This window comes from Pseudorhodoferax aquiterrae (genome assembly GCF_014652235.1).
Lineage (GTDB): Bacteria > Pseudomonadota > Gammaproteobacteria > Burkholderiales > Burkholderiaceae_C > Pseudorhodoferax > Pseudorhodoferax aquiterrae.
Window position 1 is genome coordinate 1 of the sequence record NZ_BMYK01000001.1, and the last position, 19,487, is coordinate 19,487.

At 70.6% G+C, this 19,487-nt stretch carries 18 protein-coding genes; 9 read left to right on the forward strand and 9 right to left on the reverse strand.

Annotated elements, in window-relative coordinates; all coding sequences use genetic code 11:
- Positions 1 to 100 precede the first annotated feature (100 nt).
- Positions 101 to 820 (reverse strand): IclR family transcriptional regulator, encoded by a 720-nt coding sequence (locus tag IE209_RS00005; RefSeq protein WP_229882617.1) that lies wholly within the window; start codon positions 818 to 820, stop codon positions 101 to 103.
- An 84-nt stretch (positions 821 to 904) separates the two neighbouring features.
- Positions 905 to 1,729: a TauD/TfdA dioxygenase family protein gene (locus IE209_RS00010; RefSeq protein ID WP_189684993.1), complete on the reverse strand. Its 825-nt coding sequence runs from the start codon at positions 1,727 to 1,729 to the stop codon at positions 905 to 907.
- Positions 1,730 to 1,944: 215 nt separating this feature from the next.
- On the opposite strand from IE209_RS00010, the gene IE209_RS00015 reads away from it, so the two are divergent.
- Complete coding sequence (locus IE209_RS00015) at positions 1,945 to 2,922, forward strand: Bug family tripartite tricarboxylate transporter substrate binding protein (RefSeq protein ID WP_229882618.1); 978 nt, start codon at positions 1,945 to 1,947, stop codon at positions 2,920 to 2,922.
- 126 nt (positions 2,923 to 3,048) lie between these two features.
- On the opposite strand, the gene IE209_RS00020 is transcribed toward IE209_RS00015, so the two are convergent.
- The 3 genes from IE209_RS00020 to IE209_RS00030 all read right to left on the reverse strand — a co-directional run bounded on the left by IE209_RS00020 (position 3,049) and on the right by IE209_RS00030 (position 6,910).
- Entirely contained in the window at positions 3,049 to 4,878 is a 1,830-nt protein-coding gene (locus tag IE209_RS00020; RefSeq protein WP_189684994.1) for a M61 family metallopeptidase, read from the reverse strand.
- Positions 4,879 to 4,917: 39 nt separating this feature from the next.
- The gene (locus IE209_RS00025; RefSeq protein WP_189685467.1) at positions 4,918 to 5,685 is read right to left on the reverse strand and encodes a DsbC family protein; all 768 of its coding nucleotides are present in this window, start codon (positions 5,683 to 5,685) and stop codon (positions 4,918 to 4,920) included.
- 76 nt (positions 5,686 to 5,761) lie between these two features.
- A complete protein-coding gene (locus tag IE209_RS00030; protein WP_189684995.1) occupies positions 5,762 to 6,910 on the reverse strand; it encodes an FAD-dependent monooxygenase in 1,149 nt (382 codons plus the stop codon).
- Between the two features lie 65 nt (positions 6,911 to 6,975).
- On the opposite strand from IE209_RS00030, the gene IE209_RS00035 reads away from it, so the two are divergent.
- The 7 genes from IE209_RS00035 (at position 6,976) to IE209_RS00065 (ending at position 14,531) form a co-directional block, all read left to right on the forward strand.
- A complete protein-coding gene (locus tag IE209_RS00035; protein WP_189684996.1) occupies positions 6,976 to 7,887 on the forward strand; it encodes an MOSC domain-containing protein in 912 nt (303 codons plus the stop codon).
- A gap of 19 nt (positions 7,888 to 7,906) precedes the next feature.
- Complete coding sequence (locus tag IE209_RS00040; RefSeq protein ID WP_189684997.1) at positions 7,907 to 9,256, forward strand: cache domain-containing protein; 1,350 nt, start codon at positions 7,907 to 7,909, stop codon at positions 9,254 to 9,256.
- Positions 9,253 to 9,876, forward strand: a complete 624-nt coding sequence (locus IE209_RS00045) for a response regulator transcription factor (protein ID WP_189684998.1) — start codon at positions 9,253 to 9,255, stop codon at positions 9,874 to 9,876. Before IE209_RS00040 ends, IE209_RS00045 begins: the two co-directional genes overlap by 4 nt.
- A gap of 108 nt (positions 9,877 to 9,984) precedes the next feature.
- Positions 9,985 to 12,042, forward strand: coding sequence for a carbon starvation CstA family protein (locus IE209_RS00050; protein ID WP_189684999.1), 2,058 nt, complete (start codon positions 9,985 to 9,987; stop codon positions 12,040 to 12,042).
- Positions 12,039 to 12,248: a YbdD/YjiX family protein gene (locus IE209_RS00055; RefSeq protein ID WP_189685000.1), complete on the forward strand. Its 210-nt coding sequence runs from the start codon at positions 12,039 to 12,041 to the stop codon at positions 12,246 to 12,248. The genes IE209_RS00050 and IE209_RS00055 overlap by 4 nt, the downstream gene beginning before the upstream one ends.
- A 46-nt stretch (positions 12,249 to 12,294) precedes the next feature.
- Positions 12,295 to 13,386: a redox-regulated ATPase YchF gene (gene ychF / locus IE209_RS00060; protein WP_189685001.1), complete on the forward strand. Its 1,092-nt coding sequence runs from the start codon at positions 12,295 to 12,297 to the stop codon at positions 13,384 to 13,386.
- A 95-nt stretch (positions 13,387 to 13,481) separates the two neighbouring features.
- The gene (locus IE209_RS00065; protein ID WP_189685002.1) at positions 13,482 to 14,531 is read left to right on the forward strand and encodes an alcohol dehydrogenase; all 1,050 of its coding nucleotides are present in this window, start codon (positions 13,482 to 13,484) and stop codon (positions 14,529 to 14,531) included.
- Between the two features lie 25 nt (positions 14,532 to 14,556).
- Here the strand turns inward: IE209_RS00065 and IE209_RS00070 are convergent, their stop codons facing one another.
- Positions 14,557 to 15,519, reverse strand: coding sequence for a hypothetical protein (locus IE209_RS00070; RefSeq protein WP_189685003.1), 963 nt, complete (start codon positions 15,517 to 15,519; stop codon positions 14,557 to 14,559).
- Positions 15,516 to 16,136: a sigma-70 family RNA polymerase sigma factor gene (locus IE209_RS00075; protein ID WP_229882620.1), complete on the reverse strand. Its 621-nt coding sequence runs from the start codon at positions 16,134 to 16,136 to the stop codon at positions 15,516 to 15,518. Before IE209_RS00075 ends, IE209_RS00070 begins: the two co-directional genes overlap by 4 nt.
- A gap of 124 nt (positions 16,137 to 16,260) precedes the next feature.
- Here IE209_RS00075 and IE209_RS00080 point away from each other — a divergent pair, with 124 nt between their 5' ends.
- Positions 16,261 to 17,718 (forward strand): vWA domain-containing protein, encoded by a 1,458-nt coding sequence (locus tag IE209_RS00080; protein ID WP_189685004.1) that lies wholly within the window; start codon positions 16,261 to 16,263, stop codon positions 17,716 to 17,718.
- 14 nt (positions 17,719 to 17,732) lie between these two features.
- On the opposite strand, the gene IE209_RS00085 is transcribed toward IE209_RS00080, so the two are convergent.
- Together IE209_RS00085 and IE209_RS00090 are read right to left on the reverse strand one after the other, a co-directional pair.
- Positions 17,733 to 18,071, reverse strand: coding sequence for a c-type cytochrome (locus IE209_RS00085; protein ID WP_229882621.1), 339 nt, complete (start codon positions 18,069 to 18,071; stop codon positions 17,733 to 17,735).
- Between the two features lie 71 nt (positions 18,072 to 18,142).
- Positions 18,143 to 19,483, reverse strand: a complete 1,341-nt coding sequence (locus IE209_RS00090; protein ID WP_189685005.1) for a metal-dependent hydrolase family protein — start codon at positions 19,481 to 19,483, stop codon at positions 18,143 to 18,145.
- Positions 19,484 to 19,487 lie beyond the last annotated feature (4 nt).

Consider the following 19,487-nt stretch of genomic DNA (forward strand, 5'->3'; position numbering starts at 1 on the left):
CCGTGTGAAAGTAGGTCATCGTCAGGCTCTTACAGCCTAAACGCCCCAGCCTCCAACGAGGTCGGGGCGTTTTTATTTGCGGCTTGGATTCACGCCCCCATCAGAGATTCTTGAATTGGCGCGCCACCAGGCTGCAGGTCGTGACGAGCTGCTGGGCACAGGGCAGCACGCTGTCCTGCATCCGGTGTTTGGGGCCGGCGAGGCCAATGGCCAGGGTTTCGCGGCCAGCCTGGAAGAACGCTGCGATGGCCCAGACGTCATCGACGTTTTCCCCGCGTGTCTGGAAAAAGCCGGCTTGCCGGCTTTGCAACACGTCGGCGACAAGGCGGTCCGGATCGCAGATCGTCGCGGTCGTCACGCGCGCCAGGTTTTGCTCTGCCGCCCAACTGCGCAGCGCTGCTTCCTTTTGCGCACCCAGCAGGGCCTTGCCGATCGCGCTGGAGTGCAGCGGTTTGAGATCCCCCGGGCTGGCCGAGTAGCGGATGGGGTGCAGCCCCTCCAGCACCTGCAGGTAGACCACACGCTCGCCTTGGCGTTTGCCGAGGATCACGGTTTCGGTCGAGGCGTCCCGCAGTTCCTCCAGCCGGGGTACGACGTGTTCGAGGAAGGGATCACCGGCGACGATGTCGTGCGCTACGTCCAGCAGGCGCTGGGTCGGGTACAGCGCGCGTGGACGCTCGAGCGAGTAGAGGTAGCCGCGCGCGATCAGTGCGCCGACGATGGCGTGGCAACTGCTTTTGGGCATGCGTGCCGCAGTCGCCAGCTCGGTCAGGGACAGTGGCCGCTGGGCTTGCCGAAAGACTTCGAAGATGTCGATCACGCGGTCGACCGCGCCTCTGCCCTCTGCCATGCACGCTCCCTGAAGACCGAAAAATCATCGCACGATCTTCCGTGCCGGGCGGTCTCAGACGGGCTTGTCGCCCCGCAGCGTGATGCGGTGCATTACACGGCGGTGGCCGTGGTAGTCGTTGACCGGGTTGTGCTGTACGCAGCGGTTGTCCCAGAACGCGATGGCGTGCGGTTCCCACTGGAAGCGGCAGGTGAATTCGGGTCGGATCTGGTGCTCGAACAGGAAGCGCAGCAGCGGCGCGCTTTCCTCTTCCGTCATCCCCACGATGCCTGACGTGTGCGCCACGTTGACGAACAAGGCCTTGCGGCCGGTTTCGGGATGCGTGCGCACGACCGGATGCTCCGCCCGGTAGTCCTTGGGCGCTTCCTGCTTGCCGTCGCTCTTGATGCGGTCCTCGCGCGTCTTGCTCACGTCGGCTTTGGCCGAACTGCTGACGCCCATCAGCGGCTCCAGCAGCCGCTGCATGGTCGGCGACAGCGCCTCATAGGCCGCGTACTGGCTGGCGAACAAGGTGTCGCCACCATAGGGCGGCACTTCGCGCGACAGCAGCATGGAACCCATGGGGGGTTCGGCGAGGTAAGTGGTGTCCGAATGCCAGACGCCGCCGAAATTGTGCTTCTCGTGCTCGAGCTTCTTGACCTCGATGATGGTCGGGAAGCCCTGCAGCCCTTTGACGAACGGGTACTCCACGGGCTCGCCCATGGCCTGCGCGAACTGCAGGAACTGGGCCGGTGTGAGCGCCTGGTTCTTGATGAAGATGACCTGGTGCGCCAGCAGCGCCTGGCGGATCTCGGCCGCCACGGCGGGCGTGAGCCCGGTGGCCAGGTTCAAGCCTTGGAGTTCTGCGCCCAGGGCGCCTGCCGTCCTCTTGATCTGCATGGTGGTCTCGCGCGGATTGGTGTGTGTCGGCACTCTAGCGGCGACGGTGGCCCGAACGTTCGACATGCGGAACGCGGGCGCGTGCATGGCCGCGCGCCGCGCGCGATATCTGCCGATTGTTCGGCCGGCTGAACAAGCCGGGCCAGGATTTCCCGCTTGAAGGCGGGCCGCCCCGCTGGTGTACTGCGGCGCTTGTCGATGGCGGAGTGCTGCGCATGCACAAGAAGATGTTCCTGAAATCGCTGGCTGCTGCCGCGCTGCTGGCCCTGGCTGCTCAGCCGGCGACCACGTTGGCACAGAGCTACCCCACGCGCCCCGTGAAGATCGTCGTGCCGCAGACGCCGGGCGGTGCCTCGGATGCGCTGGCCCGCATCGTGGGCCAGAAGCTCTCGGAGAAGTGGGGCCAGCCCGTGGTGATCGAGAACCGGGCCGGCGCCGGCGGCAACGTGGGGATGGAAGCGGTGTTGGCCGCGCCCGCCGACGGCTACACGCTGCTGATGACCTATGTGGGCACCCAGGCGATCAACGGCGCGCTGTACAAGAACCTGCCGTTCGACCCGGGCCGCGACTTCGTGCCCGTGGCCACGCTGGCCACCGTGCCCTTCGTGGTGGTGGCCAAGGCGGGCACGCCGTTCAAGACGGCCGGCGCGTTGGCGGATGCTGCACGCAGCGGGCGCGTGACCTATGGCTCGGCCGGCAACGGCTCGGTCAACCACCTGCTAGGCGAGATGTTCGCGCGGGCCGCCAAGGTCGAGCTCGTGCACGTTCCCTACCGTGGCGCCGCGCCGGCGCTGCAGGATCTGTTGGGCGGTCAGATCGACGTGGTGTTCACGAGCCTGCCCTCGGTGGCCGGCCAGATCAAGACCGCGGCCTTGCAGCCCATCGCCGTCACGAGCGCCAAGCGCGCGCCGGCCTTCGCCAACATTCCCACGGTGGCCGAAAGCGGCCTGCCAGGTTTCGACGTGAACCCCTGGTTCGGCCTCATGGCCCACAGGAACATGCCGCGCGAGCTGGTGGAGCGCATCAACGCCGACGTCAACGCGCTGCTGCACCAGCCCGAGATGGCCGAGCGCTTCGCGGCCCAGGGCGCCGAGCCCTATGCGACCTCACCGGCCGAGTTCAAGGCCATCCTCGCGGCGGACATCGAGAAGTGGGGCACTGCGGTGCGCGCCTCAGGCGCCAGGATCGACTGAGCCTGCCCAAAGAACAGGCAACGCAACGCAGGCCCGCATGGATGCTCGCGATGGCCGACCGGTCCAGCGCCTGTCCCCAGAGATGTCCACAGACGGACGGGACAAGCCTGCCCCGGTCCATGCCGCTCAGGCCGGCGCGAGCCAGGCGTCGACGGGTTGGGCGTTCTGGATCGCCAGGCGCCAGGTCTTGCCGTCCTGCGGCGCAGGCAACTCCAGGCGCAGGCGCAGCAGGCGCTTGTCGCGTGCCACCAGCGCGGTGACGGTGCGCGTGCGCCCGGTGTAGAGCGCCAGGTCGTCCAGGCGGCTCAGGCGCCAGCCTTCGTTCTCGGTCTCCACACCCAGCCATTCGTCGTCGGCGGCCAGACCGGCCTGTTCGGCCGCACCACCGCGCAGCACGACCTTGATCTGCACGCCGTTCTGCTCGCCCACGCGCAGGCCCAAGCGCTGGGCCAGTTGCGCGGGGTCGTCGTGCACGGCCACGCCGTGGCGCTCGAGCAGTTCGCGCAGCGGCAGCTCGTCCCGGCCATGGACCCAGGCCGCGATCTCGGCGTCGAAGGAACGCCCGCCGACCGCGGCCAGCGCCGCGGCGAAGTCGGCCTCGGACATGGGGCCGGCCGCGCACTGCGTCCACAGACGCTGCATCACGGCGTCCAGCGTGCCGCGGCCCTCGGCGCGCAAGGTGAGGTCGAAGCACAGCGCCACCAGCGCGCCCTTGGCGTAGTAGCTCACGGTCGCGTTGGGCGTGTTGGCGTCCGTGCGGTAGTACTTGACCCACGCGTCCATGCTGGCCTCGGCCACCGACTGCACCAGCCGGCCCGGCGTCTGCAGCACCTGGTTGATGGTCTTGTTGAGCAATTTGAGGTAGCCGGCGTTGTCCAGCAGGCCGCAGCGGCGCAGCAGCAGGTCGTCGTAGTAGCTCGTGAAGCCTTCGAAGAACCACAGCAGCTGCGTGTATTGCTCGGCGTCGTAGTGGTACTGGGCGAACTCCGCCGGGCGCAGCCGCTTGACGTTCCAGGTGTGGAAGTATTCGTGGCTGACCAGCCCCAGCAGCGTGGTGTAGCCCTCGCCCTGGCGCGCGGATTCCCCACCCGCTTCGTCCCGGCGCGGCAGGTCGCGCCGGCTGCAGACCAGGGCGGTGGAGTTGCGGTGCTCCAAGCCGCCATAGCTGTCGTCCATGGCGTTGAGCAGGAACACGTAACGTTTGTGCGGGGGCTTGCCGCCGCCCTGCGCATGCCAGAAGCGGATCTGCTCCTCGCAGATCTTCTGCGTGTCCTGCAGCAGACGGTTGCCGTCGAAGGAGGGCGGGGCGCCGGCCACGACGAAACGGTGCGGGATGCCTGCGGCCTTGAAGTCGCCATGCCAGAACGCGCCGAGCTCGAACGGGCAGTCGGCCAGCTCGTCGTAGTCCGCTGCGAGGTAGTGGCCGAAGCCTGCTGGATCCACCTGCCGCGGCGCCAGGCCCGTGGCCACGGACCAGCCCGTGGTCTGGCGGGAGGCCACCAGTTCCAGGCTGTGCGGCTGGGCTTCCTGGCCATGCACGCGCAGGCACAGGCTGGTGGCGTTGAAGAAGCCGCGCGCGGCGTCCAGGAAGGCCGTGCGCACGGAGCTGTCGTGCGCATGCACGAGATAGCGCAGCACCAGCGGCTTGCCCGGCTCGGCCGTGAGGTCCCAGCTGTTCTTGTCGCGCTGCCGGCACTCCACCGCCTTGCGGCCCTGGTGGGCTTCGAGCTGCTGCAGATGCTTGGAGAACTCGCGCACCATGTAGCTGCCCGGAATCCAGACCGGCAGCGAGACGCGCTGCTGCGCCTGGGGCGCCTGCACCGTCAGCGTGACGCGGTACAGGTGGGCGTGCAGGTCGGCCAGTTCGACCCGGTAGGCGATGGCCGGCGTGTCGTGGTGGTGGTCTGCTGAGGCGCCTTGGCGCGCCGGCGCAGGAGAGGGAGAAGTCGTCGGCATGCGCCGAGAATACAGGACGCGCCAAGGCGTCCCGCGGCTTCAGGACTTGCGCGAAGCTGCAGCGGCCAGCAGTTTCTCGACCTCGTCCAGCGGCATCGCGCCCGGCACGCGCGTGCCGTCCGTGAACAGCAGCGTGGGCGTGCCCGTGATCTTGTGCTTGCGGCCCAGGGCCACATTGCGCGCCACGGGCGCCGCATCGCACTCGGCCGACGGGATCGCCTGGTTGCGCACCATCCAGTCCGACCAGGTCTTGGCCTGGTCCTTGGCGCACCAGATGTGCTGGGCCTTCTGCACCGAGTCCGCGCCCAGAATGGGATAGAGGTACAGGTAGATCGTCACGTTGTCGATCTTTTCCATGTCGCGCTCGAAGCGCTTGCAGTAGCCGCAGTTCGGGTCCACGAACACCGCCATCTTGCGCTTGCCGTCGCCGCGCACGAGCTTGAACGCGTCCTTGAGCGGCAGGTCCTTGAAGTCCAGCGCCGTGAGCTTGTTGATGCGGTCTTCAGTCAGGTTGCGGCGCTGCTGGGTGTCGAAGATCTGGCCCTGCAGCAGGAAGTTGCCCTGCGCATCGGCATAGACGATCTCGGCGCCGGCCAGCCGCACCTCGTACAGCCCCGGCAGCGGGCTGGCCGTGACTTCCTCGATGGCCGGCAACTGCGGCAGGCGCTGGGTCAGCACCTGGCGGATGGTGGCTTCGGCGTTGGCAGGCGTGCCGGCCGCGGCGGGGGCCGCCGCAGGCGCTGCAGCCGTGGGCGCCGCCGCTACCGGCGCCTCGCTCTTGCCGCAGGCAGGAAGCAGCACGGCCATGGCCAGTGCGGCAAGGGCGGCCTGGGGCCGGGGGAATCGAATCGTCACGTGGAATCCTTCAGCAATGCCGGCCTGTTCAGCCGTTCACACCCATGGCCTGGCGCGCGACCCAGCGCTTGAGCGGGCCGCTGTGTTCGAAGCCGTTCATGCCCCAGTTGCGCAGGCCCTGCCAGGCCGGTGCATTGTGCGCGAACAGCTGCTGCAGGCCGTCGGTGGCCAGGCGCATGCCGGCCAGCGCGGTCTTGCGCGCGCGCTCGTAGCGGCGCAGCACGCGCAGGTCGCCCACGCTGCGCCAGCCGTCCCGCGCGCGCAGCTGGGCCACGAGCTCGGCCGCATCGCCCAGCCCCAGGTTGAGCCCCTGGCCGGCCAGCGGGTGCACGGTGTGCGCGGCGTCGCCGGCCAGCGCCCAGGCGCCGGCCAGGCCGTCGGCCGCACCCGTCGCGCCGACGAAATGCCGGGCCTGCGCCAGCTGCAGCGGCCAGGCTGCGCGTTCGCCGGCCACCTGCAGCGCGCCCAGCGCACCCTGGCTGATCCGCTCCAGCGCCTGCGTGAAGGCCGCGTCGTCCAGTGCCAGCGTGGCGGTGGCGCGCTCCTGCGGCACCGACCAGACCACAGCCACCTGCCGGCCCTCGGCGCCGGCCATGGGCAGGAGGGCCATCACCTCGCCCTGCAGCAGCCACTGCCGTGCCACCTGGCCGTGCGGGCGCTCGCACTGCAGCCGCGTGGCGATGGCGGTCTGGCCGTAGGCGTGGGTGTCGTAGGCCACGCCCAGTTCGGTGCGCGTGCTGCTGGCCCGGCCTTCGCAGACCACGGTCAGTCCCGCGGTGGCGGGGGGGTGTTCCAGCACCTCGATCTGCGGCTGGTAGCGCACGGCCTCGGCCAGCCGCTTCTCCAGCGCTGCGACGTCGACGATCCAGGCCAGCGGCATGCCGCGGCCCTGGCGCGCGGCGTCGAAGTTCACCTCGCCGCCATCGTCGCCGAACACCTGCATGGCTTGCACGGCCGTGGCCTCGGCGGGGTCGGGCCAGCAGCGCAGGCCTTCGAGCAACTGGCGCGAGGCGGCGTTCAGCGCATAGGCGCGTACGTCGGACGACTCGCCCTGGCGCGGCGTGGCCGGCTGCACCAGCGCCACGTGCAGCCGCTCGCGGGCCAGCAGCAGGGCCAGCGTGCGGCCGACGATGCCGCCGCCGCGCACGCAGATGTCGAAAGCTTGAAGGGAAGGCATCGCGGGATTGTAGGAGTGGGGTCTTGGGCACAATGCGCCCTTCACTGCACAGCCCTTTGCCTGCCATGTCTTCCGATTCCGTTGCCGACCTGTCTGCCCGCGACGTTGCGGCCCGCATCGCGCGGCTGTTCGTCTACCCGGTCAAATCCTGCGCCGGCGTCGAGGTGGACGAGGTGCTGCTGACCGAGACCGGCCTGGAGTTCGACCGCGCCTGGATGGTGGTGGACGACGAGGGACGCTTCGTCACCCAGCGCGAGCTGCCGCGCATGGCCCTGATCCAGCCCAAACTCAAGCATTCGGAGATGGTGCTGCGCGCGCCCGGCATGTTGGCCCTGCACATCGCGCTCGATGCCGTGGAAGAGCCCTGCGAGGTCACGGTCTGGAAGGACCGCGTGAAGGCCTACGACATGGGCGACGTGGCGGCCCAGTGGTTCAGCGATTTCCTCAACAGCGAGCGCCCGGCCGGTGTGCCGGCGCAGAAGCTGCGGCTGGTGCGCTTCGACCCCGAGTTCCAGCGCCTGTCCAACAAGCGCTGGACCGGCGAGGTCGATGCGCAAACCCAGTTCTCCGACGGCTTCGCCGTGCTGGTGCTGAGCCAGTCCGCACTCGACGGCCTCAACGCACGCCTGGCTGCGGCCGGCCACGCGGCCGTGGGCATCGAGCGCTTCCGTCCCAACATCGTGCTGGACGGCGTGGACGCGCACGACGAAGACAACTTCGGTGAGCTGCTGATCGCCACCAACGAAGGCCCGGCCCGGCTGCGCCTGGTCAAGCCCTGCCCGCGCTGCCCCATCCCCAACATCGACCCGGCCACGGCCCTGTCCAGCCCCGAGGTTGGCGACACCCTGCAGGCCTACCGCGCCCACCCGGCCGTGGACGGCGCCATTGCCTTCGGCATGAATGCCATCGTGCTGGAAGGCATCGACTTCGCGCTGCGCCCGGGCCAATCCGCCGCGGCCGACTACCGCTTCGACTGAGCCAGGGGCGCGGCACGCCATGCAGCTGCGCACCAAGATCGTCACGCTGGCCGCGCTGCCGCTGCTGCTGGCCCTGGTGCTGGTCACGCTCGCCGTGCGCCACCAGGAGCGCGACCTCGCGCTGCGCGAACGCACGCTGATCGAGCAGAGCCACATGGCGCAGCGCCGCAGCGAGCTGCGCAGCTACGTGGCGCTGGCCCTCAGCACCGTCCAGCCGCTCTACGACAGCGGCCGCGAGGACGAGGCCACGCGCGCCGAGGCGCTGCGCCGTCTCGCCGCGCTGGACTACGGCAGCGATGGCTACTTCTTCGTCTACGATCTGCAGGGCCGCTCGCTCATGCACTCGCGCCAGCCCGAGCTGGTCGGCCGCTCGCTCTGGGAGCTGCGCGACTCCATGGGCCGCTACACCATCCAGGACCTGCTGCGCGGCGCCCAGCAACCGGGCGGCGGCCTGGTCGAGTACGAATGGCGCAAGCCCTCCAGCGGAGAGCGCGCGCCCAAGCTCGGCTACGTGACGCTGCTGCCGCGCTGGGGCTGGATGGTGGGCACGGGCCTGTACCTGGACGACATCCAGGCCACCCTGTCGGCCATGGACCGTCAGATGAACGCCAACGTGGCTGCCACGCTGCTGTGGATCGCCGGCATCGCCGCGCTGTGCCTGGCGGCGGTCAGCGCGGCCGGCCTGCTGCTCAACCTCAGCGAGCACCGCACGGCCGAGGCCAAGCTGCGCCTGCTCGCGCGCCGCGTGGTGCAGTCCCAGGAGGACGAGCGCGGCCACCTGGCGCGCGAGCTGCACGACGGCACCAGCCAGGCGCTGGTCGGCGTCAAGCTGCAGATCGAGTCCTACATCGACCAGCTGGCCCCGCCCGTGCCCCCGCCCGCCCTGGCCAAGGCCTTGGAGCGCCTGAACGCCGCGCTGGCCGAGGTGCGCGGCCTGTCGCACCAGCTGCGGCCCGCGTTGCTGGACCAGCTGGGCCTGCCGGCCGCGCTGGAACGGCTGGCCCAGGAGTTCGACGACCAGGGCGGCATCCATGCCGAAGCGCTGGTCGAAGGCACGCCGCGCGAGCTGCCGCCCGAGGCCAAGACTGCGCTGTTCCGCGTCGCGCAGGAGGCGCTGACCAATGTGCACAAGCACGCGGCCGGCGCGCACCGCGTGACGCTGGCGCTGCGCTTCGACACCACCGGTGTGCGCCTGGCCGTGCACGACGACGGCCAGGGCTTCGACGTGCTGGCCGTGCAGGGCGACGCGCGCCGCGGCATCGGCCTGCGCAACATGCGCGAGCGCATGGCCGCCGTGGGCGGGCAGCTGCACCTGTCGTCCGAACCCGGCGCGACCACCATCGAAGCCGAACTGCCCGGCACGGCATGACCCAGCCCGTCCGCCTCTTCCTTGTCGACGACCACCCGCTCGTGCGCGACGGCCTGCGCGCGCGGCTCGGCTCCGTGCCCTGGATCACGGTGGTGGGCGAGGCCGGCAGCGCGGCCGAGGCGCTGGCGCTGTTGGACGCCGCCGCGCCCGACCTCCTGCTCATGGACGTGGGCATGAAGGACATGAACGGCCTGGAACTGGCGGCCCGCGTCCTGCAGCGCGCGCAGCCGCCCCATGTGGTCATGCTGAGCATGTACGACAACCCCGAGTACGTGCAGCAGGCGCTGCAGCTGGGCGCGCGCGGCTACGTGCTCAAGGATGCGCCGGCCGCCGAGATCGTCGCCGCCATCGAAGCCGCGGCCGCCGGCGGCACCTTCCTGAGCCCGGCCGTCTCGCGCCGGCTGTTCCGCAAGGCCGAGCCGCGCCCGCTGCTCACGCCGCGGGAATCGGAGATCCTGGCTGCGCTCGGCCGCGGTGCATCGAGCAAACAGATTGCGCGCGACCTGGGCCTCAGCGTGCGCACGGTCGAGGCGCACCGCCAGAGCATCAAGCGGCGCCTGGGCATCGAAACGCTGCCCGAGCTGATCCGTTACGCCGTCGAGCACACCGGTCCGAAGTAAGGGTTTGTGCTTAGGTGGCCGCGCGTAGGCCACCCACGCGCTGCGACGGATGCGGCATGCGGGCCGCTGCGGAACACTGCGGGCCTTCAATCTCGAGGAGACATCCGCATGGACACCATCCGTCGCCACCTGGTGTGGCTGACCGTGGCCGTGGTCGGCGCATTCGCGCTCGGCACCGTGGCCCTCTCGCGCGGCGAGAGCATCAATGCGCTGTGGATCGTCACCGCGGCGATCTGCACCTACCTGATCGCCTACCGCTACTACAGCCTGTTCATCGCCGACAAGGTGCTGGGCCTGGACGCGAAACGCAAGACCCCCGCGCACCGCCACAACGACGGCCTGGACTACGTGCCGACCGACAAGAACGTGCTGTTCGGCCACCACTTCGCGGCGATTGCCGGCGCCGGTCCGCTGGTCGGTCCCGTGCTGGCCGCGCAGATGGGCTACCTGCCCGGCATGCTCTGGATCCTGGCCGGCGTGGTGTTCGCCGGCGCCGTGCAGGACTTCATCGTGCTCTTCATCTCTACGCGCCGCGACGGCCGCTCGCTGGGCGACCTGGTCAAGCAGGAGATGGGCGCGGTGCCCGGCATGATCGCGTTGTTCGGCACCTTCATGATCATGGTCATCATCCTCGCGGTGCTGGCGCTGATCGTGGTCAAGGCCCTGGCCGAATCGCCCTGGGGCACCTTCACGGTGGCGGCCACGATTCCGGTGGCGCTGTTCATGGGCGTGTACCTGCGCACCATCCGCCCCGGCCGCATCGGCGAGGTCTCGGTCATCGGCTTCGTGCTGCTGATGGCCGCCATCTTCGGCGGCCAGGCCGTCAGCGCCGATCCGGTCTGGGGGCCGATGTTCACCTTCGACGGCAAGGCGCTCACCTGGATGCTGATCGGCTACGGCTTCATCGCCGCGAGCCTGCCCGTGTGGCTGCTGCTGGCGCCGCGCGACTACCTGTCCACGTTCCTCAAGATCGGCACCATTGTCGCGCTGGCCATCGGCATCGTCTGGGTCAGCCCGCAGCTGCAGATGCCGGCCATCACGCAGTTTGCGCAGGGCAACGGCCCGGTCTGGTCGGGCAACCTGTTCCCGTTCCTGTTCATCACCATCGCCTGCGGCGCGGTGTCGGGCTTCCACGCGCTGATCTCCTCGGGCACCACGCCCAAGATGCTGGACAACGAGCGCCACGCGCGCTTCATCGGCTACGGCGGCATGCTGGCCGAATCCTTCGTCGCCATCATGGCGCTGGTGGCCGCGGCCTGCATCGAGCCCGGCATCTACTTCGCGATGAACAGCCCGGCCGCGCTGGTCGGCAGCACGCCCGAGGCCGTGGCCCAGGCCATCTCCGGCTGGGGCTTCGCCGTCACGCCCGAGATGCTGGTGCAGACCGCCCGGGACGTGGGCGAGAGCACCATCCTGGGCCGCGCCGGCGGCGCGCCCACGCTGGCCGTGGGCATGGCGCACATCCTGCACCAGGTCATCGGCGGCCAGGCCATGATGGCCTTCTGGTACCACTTCGCGATCCTGTTCGAGGCGCTGTTCATCCTGACGGCCGTGGACGCCGGCACGCGCGCCGGCCGCTTCATGCTGCAGGATTTGCTGGGCAGCTTCGTGCCCGCGCTCAAGCGCACCGATTCGCTGCCGGCCAACCTCCTGGCCACGGCACTGTGCGTGGCGGCCTGGGGCTACTTCCTGTACCAGGGCGTGGTCGATCCGCTGGGCGGCATCAACACGCTGTGGCCGCTGTTCGGCATCTCCAACCAGATGCTGGCCGCCGTGGCGCTGATGCTGGGCGTGGTCGTGCTGTTCCGCATGAAGCGCGAGCGCTACGCCTGGGTCGCCATCGCCCCGGCCGCCTGGCTGCTGGCCTGCACGCTGACGGCCGGCTGGCAGAAGATCTTCTCGGCCGACCCCAAGATCGGCTTCCTGGCGCACGCCGCCAGGTACTCCGAGGGCCTGGCGAACGGCGTGCTGGTGGCGCCGGCCAAGACGCCCGAGGCCATGGCGCGCATCGTTTTCAACGACCGGCTGGACGCGGCGCTGTGTGCGCTGTTCATCTTTGTGGTGCTGAGCGTGCTGGTCTACAGCATCAAGGCCTGCCTGGCGGCGCGTGCGAGCAACCGTCCCACGGCGCACGAGACGCCGTACGAGGCGCTGGCGGCGCGATGAACTTGCAGGACACAGGTCGCTACCTCGCGCGCTCGGCGCGCGCGGTCGGGCAGTCGCTGCGGCTCATGGTGGGCATGCCGGACTACGACACCTACCTGTCGCACATGGCGGCCACGCACCCGGACCGCGCGCCGATGACCTATGAGGCGTTCTTCCGGGAGCGCCTGCAGGCCCGCTACGGCGCGGGCAAGGGCCGCTGCTGCTGACGGCCTAAAATCGCGGGCTTTCCCGAATCTCCCCTGAAAGCCTGCCATGAGCCTCCAATGCGGCATCGTGGGCCTGCCCAACGTCGGCAAGTCCACCCTCTTCAACGCGCTGACCAAGGCCGGCATCGCGGCGGAGAACTATCCGTTCTGCACGATCGAGCCCAACACCGGCGTGGTCGAGGTGCCTGATCCGCGCCTGGCGCAGCTGGCCGAGATCGTGCAGCCCGAGCGCATCGTGCCGGCCATCGTCGAGTTCGTGGACATCGCGGGCCTGGTGGCCGGTGCCAGCACGGGCGAAGGCCTGGGCAACAAGTTCCTGGCCCACATCCGCGAGACCGACGCCACCGTCAACGTGGTGCGCTGCTTCGAAGACCCCAACGTGATCCACGTGGCCGGCAAGGTCGATCCGATTTCCGACATCGAAGTGATCCAGACCGAGTTGTGCCTGGCCGACCTGGCCACGGTGGAAAAGGCCCTGCAGCGCCACGTGAAGGTGGCGCGCTCGGGCGACAAGGACGCCCAGAAGCTGGTCGGCCTCTTGGAACGCTGCCAGGCCGCGCTGAACGAGAACATCCCCGTGCGCACGCTGGACTTCACCAAGGAGGAGCGCCCGCTGGTCAAGAGCTTCAGCCTCATCACCGCCAAGCCGGCCATGTTCGTGGCCAACGTGGCCGAGGACGGCTTCGAGAACAACCCCTTCCTGGACCGCCTGACCGAGTACGCGAACAAGCAAGGTGCGCCCGTGGTCGCCATCTGCGCCAAGATCGAGGCCGAGCTGTCCGAGATGGACGATGCCGACCGGCTCGAGTTCCTCAAGGAACTGGGCCAGGACGAGCCGGGCCTGAACCGCCTGATCCGCGCCGCCTACAAGCTGCTGGGCCTGCAGACCTATTTCACGGCCGGCGTGAAGGAAGTGCGCGCCTGGACCATCCGCATCGGCGACACGGGCCCGCAGGCGGCCGGTGCCATCCACACCGATTTCGAGAAGGGCTACATCCGCGCCCAGACCATCGCCTTCGACGACTACATCGCCTACAAGGGCGAGCAGGGCGCCAAGGACGCGGGCAAGATGCGCGCGGAAGGCAAGGACTACGTCGTCAAGGATGGCGACGTGATGAACTTCCTGTTCAGCAGCTGATTGGCGGCGTGCCGGCGCAGTCGCCGCGGCGACTGCGCGTGGGCCCGCGTCCGGGCGCTCGTTGTACGCTGTCGGGCTGAACGCAGGAGTACGCCATGCTGAGCTACCAGATCGAGACCTTCGGCAAACCGCTGGCCCAGGCCATCCGCGAGACGCCGCAACCCCAGGGCAGCGAGGTGCTGCTCAAGGTCGGCAGCTGCGGCGTGTGCCACAGCGACGTGCACCTGCAGGACGGCTACTTCGACCTGGGCGGTGGCAACCGGCTGGACATGGCACGCGCCATGCAGCCGCCGCGCACGCTGGGCCACGAGATCGCCGGCACCGTGGTGGCCGTGGGCCCCGAGGCGCGCGGCGTGGCCGTGGGCGACCGGCGCGTGGTCTACCCCTGGATCGGCTGCGGCCGCTGCACGCTGTGCCTGGCGGGCGACGAGCAGCTGTGCAATTCGCCGCAGGCCTTGGGCGTGCACCGCGACGGCGGCTTCGCCGACCATGTGATGGTGCCGCACCCCCGCGTGCTGCTCGACTACGACCCGCTGCCCGAGGACCAGGCCGCCACGCTGGCCTGCTCGGGCCTCACGGCCTACGGCGCGCTGAAGAAGATCGACGCGCCCGGCGCCGACGATGCGGTCATGCTCATCGGCGCCGGTGGCGTGGGCCTGTCGGGCATCCGGCTTGCGCGGGAGATGTTCCAGCGCCCGCCCATCGTGGTCGAGCTCGACCGCAGCAAGTGGGACGTCGCGCGCGAGGCGGGCGCGGGCGAGCTGATCGACCCGAGCGCCGACGGCGCGCTCAAGGCGCTGCTCAAGGCCACGGGCGGCGGCGTCGCGGCCGCGGTGGACTTCGTCGGCGCACCGTCCTCGTTCGACTTCGGGCTGGGCGCGCTGCGCAAGGGCGGCACGCTGGTCTGCGTGGGCCTGTTCGGCGGGGCCACGACCATCGTGCCGGCGATGGTCACGATGAAGGCCGTCAGCGTGGTCGGCTCCTACGTGGGCAGCCTGGCCGAGATGCAGGAGCTGCTGGCCATCGCGCGGGCCGGTCGCTTGCCGGCCATGCCGCTGACAGGCCAGCCGCTGGCCCAGGCCTCGCAGGCGCTCGACGACCTGCGCGCCGGCCGCATCCGCGGCCGCACCATCCTGCACCCCTGAGCAGGCCGCCGCGCAGCGCCGTCTGTCACGGCGCCAGCGCTTCCCGGATCCGCTGCGACGTGGCCGGTTCGACGCGCGCGGCAAAGGCGCGCGGGAGCCGGTCGCCGGCCGGCGTCCAGCGCAGGCTGTAGGCGCCCAGTTCGAGCACGCCCAGCACGGCACCGCCCTCGTGCAGCAGCGCGATGCGCGCCAGCACGGGGTCGTCGGCCGGCACGGCCGTGGCCCCCGTGCGCAGCAGGCCGTCGACGGCCTGCGCAAGGTCCGCAGGCAGGCTGGCGCGCGCACGGGCGGCTGCGGGCTGCCGTTGCAGCGCGGTCCAGGCGAAGGCATCCGGGGCTGCTGCGGGCGCAGGCTCGGCCAGCTCTGGCGTGGCGCTGGGGCGCGACGGGCTGCCAGCCGACGCACGGCTGGCCCTGGAGGCGGTCATGTCCTCGGTGTCTTGCGCCGCTGGCGCGGCCGACGGCGCCCGCGCGCGCAGCTGGACTTCGGCCGAAGGCTTCGCCGCGGCCGGAGCCGGTGGCACGGCGGGCTCCGGCCGTGGCGTGGCAGGCGCCGGCTGCGGCCGCGGGGGCGACGGCACCTTCTTCTCGTGTGCCTGCGGCGCTGCGTCGGCGCCCGGCTTGTCCGTTGGCGCTGTGGTTTCCTGTTGCGCGGGCGCTTGCTGCGTGACGGGTGCGGGCAACGGGCGCTGCGCATCGGGCGTCGGGCCAGGCACATCGCGCTCCCACCACAGGCCTGCCGCCACGCAGGCCAGCAGCACCGTGGCAAAGCCCGCGTTCCAGGGGCGGCGTGGGCCGTCCAGCGCCTGCGCGAGCCGTGTCCACCAGGGCAGGGGGGCGACAGCCGCCGGCGTCGCCACGGCCGCATGGGCATGGCGCAGGATGGCCGCGCGCGTCGCCTCTGCCGGCGCGGCCTGCGCATCGGGCGCATGCGCCAGCGCATGGCGCAGGCGCGCATCGCGCAGATGGGTGGGGCGGGGTGCGCTCACCGGGCGGCTCCGCTGGGCGTGAGGTAGTGCTGCATGCAGCCCCGCAGCTTGGCGAGCGCGTAGCGCAGCCGGCTCTTGGCGGTCTCGAAGCCCAGGCCCAGGCGGTCCGCCAGGTCTTCCACGCTGGCGCCGTCCTCGTGGTGCAGCAGGAAGGCGGCGCGCTGGGCGTCGGGCAGCGCGTCCAGGCAATGCAGCAGCTGGCGCCCGGCGGCGCGCCAGTGGGCCAGGTCGTCGGCCGGCGGGTGGGCCAGGTCCAGCGCCTCCTGCAGCCATTCCATGGGGTCCTCGCCCTCGGTGGAGGCTTCCTCCAGGCTCTGCTCGCGGCCACTCGTGCGCAGCCGGTCCATGGCCAGGTTGTGGGCGATCGTGAAGGCCCAGGTGCGCCAGCCGGCGCGGTCGGCGTCGAAGCTCGCACGCGCCGCGACGATGCGCATCCAGGTGTCCTGGAACACCTCGTCCGCCTGCGCCGCGAGCCGCGTGCCGAGCAGGCGGCGCACGAAGCGCAGCAAGGCGGCCTCGTGCCGCGCATAGAGCTGGTCGAAGGCAGCGCTGTCGCCCTGCGCATAGGCCTGCATCAGCACCTCGTCGGGCATGTCGTGGTGGCTGCGCTGAAGCATCGTTGGATTCTCACACCACCTTCTACGGCGCAACCGCGCGCATGGGGTTAGCGCGGGGTCTGCGCCGCAACCCCACGGTGGCTGGCGGGCCGTACACAGGGCATCGCAACCACCGGAGCCACCGATGCCCCCGAGGCCCTTCGTTCCCCGCCTGCAGCACCTTCGTCGCCCCGTGGCGGCGCTGCTGAGCGCACAGCTCATGCTCTCGGCCTGCGCGGCCCAGGCGCCGGGCGCCGCGCTCTGGCCGCAACCGGCAGAGTTGCCGGTGGCGGGCGGCACGGGGCCGGCCCAGCTGCCCGCCTTCGCGCCCTTGCAGGTGCGCCCGAACTTCCGCGCGCCGAGCGCGGCCCATTGCGCCCGGCCGCCGCAGATGCACGAGGTGCCGGGCCAGGGCGGTGGACAGGAGTTGGCATCGTCCAAGGCCCTGTCGCGGCCCCGCCTGGCGGCGGCCCCAGCGCCGGCCGCTGAAGCCGCCCTGGTCGAACGTGCGGATGCCGCACCGGCCGGAGCGCGGGCCTCCAGCGGCGCGGAGAAGGAGGCGCCGCAGCGCCAGCGCCCGCCGGGCCCAGTGACGGCCGGCGTGGTCGACGACAACGCCGACTTCGCCGAGTACCTGGCCTTCCGCGCGCGCACCCAGGTGGCGCACCGCGCCCTGGACATCCGCGAGCGCTACCTGCTGCAGGTGCGCGACGGGCGAGGCCGCGCGGTGGCCGATGCCGAGGTGCTGGTGCGCTCGCCGCAGGGCCAGGCGGCGTGGGCGCGCACCGACCGCGCCGGCAAGGTCTGGCTGCACCCGGACGCCTTCGACGCCCAGGGGGCGCGCGTCTACGAGGTGACGGCCCGGCGCGGCGGCCTGGAAAGCCGCGGCTACCTGCAGCGCGGACAGAAGAGCGCGCTGGAACTGCGGCTGGACGGCGCCGTGGCGCCAGACCGCGCGCGGCTGGACCTGGTCTTCCTGGTCGATGCCACGGGCTCCATGGGCGACGAGATCGGCAAGCTCAAGGCCAGCCTGCGCAGCATCGCCGACGAGGTGGCGGGCCTGCCCAGCCAGCCCGACCTGTGCTTTGCGCTGGTGGCCTACCGCGACCAGGGCGACGCCTTCGTGCTGCGCAGCCACGACTTCACGAACGACCTGGGCGCCTTCCAGCGCGTGCTGGACCGCTTGCAGGCCGACGGTGGGGGCGACGAGCCCGAAGCCATGAACGAGGCCTTGCACGCGACCGTGCACCGCCTGGCCTGGCGCGGCGACGGTGCCACGCGCATGGTGCTGCTGCTGGCCGACGCACCGCCGCACCTGGACGACGGCGGCCCCCAGTACGACCAGGACATGCAGGCCGCGCTGGGCAAGGGCATCAAGGTCTTCAGCGTCGGCGCCAGCGGGCTCAACCCGCAGGGCGAGTACATCCAGCGCCAGATCGCCCAGTACACCGGCGGCCGCTTCGTGTTCCTGACCTACGCCGACGCGCAGCGGCCGGCCAGCGGCCCGGGCCGCGAGACCGTGCACGATGTGCGCAACTATTCGGTGGACACGCTGGACCGCCTGATCGTGCGGCTGGTGCGCGAGGAACTCGGGGCGCTGTAGGCGGCCTGTAGCGCTCAGGGCGCGGGCTGCTGGGCCAGCACCCATTCGGCCAGGGCACTGGCCTCGGCCGCGCTGACCTGCGGCTGGCGCGGCATGATGACATTGCCCCAGGTGCCCACGCTGCCCTGCACGATCTTCGCGCTGAGCCGGGCTGCGGCGCCGGGGTCGCCACGGTAGCGGTCGGCGATCTGCAGGAAGCCGGGGCCGACGAACTTCGTCACCATGCCGTGGCAGCGCATGCAGCCGCGGTCCTGGCCCAGCTGCGCCGTGCCGCCGGCCTCGTTGCCGCAGCCGACCAGCCCGAGCGCGGCGGCTGCAAGGAGAAGCGCAACAGGGTGGCGAAGGGGTGGCATCTGGCGGCTGGGGCGGCATGCGGCGCCGTGGCGCGCGCGCCGGATTCTCGCTCGCCGCCCGGCGCAGCGCGTCAGCCGATCTCCGCCAGGGCCTCCTTGACGCCTTCCTCGCGCAGCGGGAAGTCGGCGCCCTCCAGGTGCAGCGCCGCGTCCCTGGGCGTCGGCGTAGAGCATTCCTTGTGGATCACCCCGTCCTTCATGACCAGCTGGATCCGGGCAGGGTCGGTCAGGATGGACAGGTCCTGCAGCGGGTCGCCGTCGACCAGCAGCAGGTCGGCGGTGTAGCCGGCCCGGAGCTGGCCCAGCGTGTCGGGCTGCATCATGATCTGGCCGCCCAGCGCGGTGGCCGACAGCAGCGCCTCCTTGGGCGTCATGCCGATGTAGTCGACGAAGTACTGCAGGTCGTTGGCATTGGTGCCATGCGGCATCCACGCGAAGCCGTAGTCGCCGCCGGGCAGGATGCGGATGCCGCGCCGGCGCATCTTGCGCAGGCTCTCGGCCGCCACCTCCAGCTCGCGCTGGTAGCCCATCTGCCTGGCGACGGCCTCGGTGATGCCGTAGTCGGCCGCGTGGTAGGTGGTGCGCACCAGCCAGCCGATGCCGGGGGCCACGAAATGCTTGTCCTTGTGGGCCTCCAGCATGTCCAGCGCCTCCTCGTCGGCGAAGCTGGCGTGGTAGACCATCTCGATGCCGTGGCGCACGCACAGCTTGACCGATTCGCTGGAGCGGGCGTGCGCTGCGACGCGCTTGCCGTAGCGCTTGGCCTCGCGCGACAGCATCGCCACCTCTTCCTCGGAGAACGGCGACATCTCGGCCGGCAGGCCGGCGATGTATTCGCCGGACAGGTTGATCTTCAGGTGGTCGACGCCGTATTTGATGAAGGTGCGCGCCGAGCGGCGGATCTCCTCCGGGCCGCTGCAGACGCTGCCGAAGCTCAGCTCCTCGAAAGGCATGTGCGGCAGCGTGTTGTCGCCCAAAGCGCCGATGGTCGTGATCTCCTGCGAGCCGGCCAGGTAGCGCGGCCCCGGGAACTCGCCCGCGTCGATGGCGTTGCGCAGCACCACGTCCAGCCGTGGCTTGGCAGCGGCCGCGCCGATGGCCGAGGTCCAGCCCATGTCCAGGTAGCGCCTGGCCACGCGCACGCACCAGAGCATGTGCTCCTCCGGCGGCATGAACTGGATGGCGGCCAGCGAAGGCTGGTCGTTCCAGGAGAAGTGCGTGTGGGCCTCGGTCATGCCGGGCATCAGGAAGCGGCCGCGGCCTTCGAACACGCGGGCGCCTTCGGTCTGGACTTTCCCAGGCGCGCGCACCACCTGGAGGATCTTCTTGTCCTCGACCAGCACCTCGCCCAGATACGGGTCCTCGCCGGTGCCGTCGAAGATGCGAACGTTCGTGAATGCATACCGTGTCATCTCT

Bases quoted from the DNA above. Each gene is read 5' to 3' on its own strand.
- IE209_RS00025 (WP_189685467.1), bottom strand. From the start codon at position 5,685: ATGGCCGTGCTGCTTCCTGCCTGCGGCAAGAGCGAGGCGCCGGTAGCG.
- IE209_RS00090 (WP_189685005.1), bottom strand. From the start codon at position 19,483: ATGACACGGTATGCATTCACGAACGTTCGCATCTTCGACGGCACCGGC.
- IE209_RS00020 (WP_189684994.1), bottom strand. From the start codon at position 4,878: ATGCCGACGACTTCTCCCTCTCCTGCGCCGGCGCGCCAAGGCGCCTCA.
- IE209_RS00085 (WP_229882621.1), bottom strand. From the start codon at position 18,071: ATGCCACCCCTTCGCCACCCTGTTGCGCTTCTCCTTGCAGCCGCCGCG.
- IE209_RS00010 (WP_189684993.1), bottom strand. From the start codon at position 1,729: ATGCAGATCAAGAGGACGGCAGGCGCCCTGGGCGCAGAACTCCAAGGC.
- IE209_RS00040 (WP_189684997.1), top strand. From the start codon at position 7,907: ATGCAGCTGCGCACCAAGATCGTCACGCTGGCCGCGCTGCCGCTGCTG.
- IE209_RS00015 (WP_229882618.1), top strand. From the start codon at position 1,945: ATGCACAAGAAGATGTTCCTGAAATCGCTGGCTGCTGCCGCGCTGCTG.
- ychF (WP_189685001.1), top strand. From the start codon at position 12,295: ATGAGCCTCCAATGCGGCATCGTGGGCCTGCCCAACGTCGGCAAGTCC.
- IE209_RS00080 (WP_189685004.1), top strand. From the start codon at position 16,261: ATGCCCCCGAGGCCCTTCGTTCCCCGCCTGCAGCACCTTCGTCGCCCC.
- IE209_RS00030 (WP_189684995.1), bottom strand. From the start codon at position 6,910: ATGCCTTCCCTTCAAGCTTTCGACATCTGCGTGCGCGGCGGCGGCATC.
- IE209_RS00075 (WP_229882620.1), bottom strand. From the start codon at position 16,136: ATGCTTCAGCGCAGCCACCACGACATGCCCGACGAGGTGCTGATGCAG.
- IE209_RS00035 (WP_189684996.1), top strand. From the start codon at position 6,976: ATGTCTTCCGATTCCGTTGCCGACCTGTCTGCCCGCGACGTTGCGGCC.
- IE209_RS00045 (WP_189684998.1), top strand. From the start codon at position 9,253: ATGACCCAGCCCGTCCGCCTCTTCCTTGTCGACGACCACCCGCTCGTG.
- IE209_RS00065 (WP_189685002.1), top strand. From the start codon at position 13,482: ATGCTGAGCTACCAGATCGAGACCTTCGGCAAACCGCTGGCCCAGGCC.
- IE209_RS00055 (WP_189685000.1), top strand. From the start codon at position 12,039: ATGAACTTGCAGGACACAGGTCGCTACCTCGCGCGCTCGGCGCGCGCG.
- IE209_RS00050 (WP_189684999.1), top strand. From the start codon at position 9,985: ATGGACACCATCCGTCGCCACCTGGTGTGGCTGACCGTGGCCGTGGTC.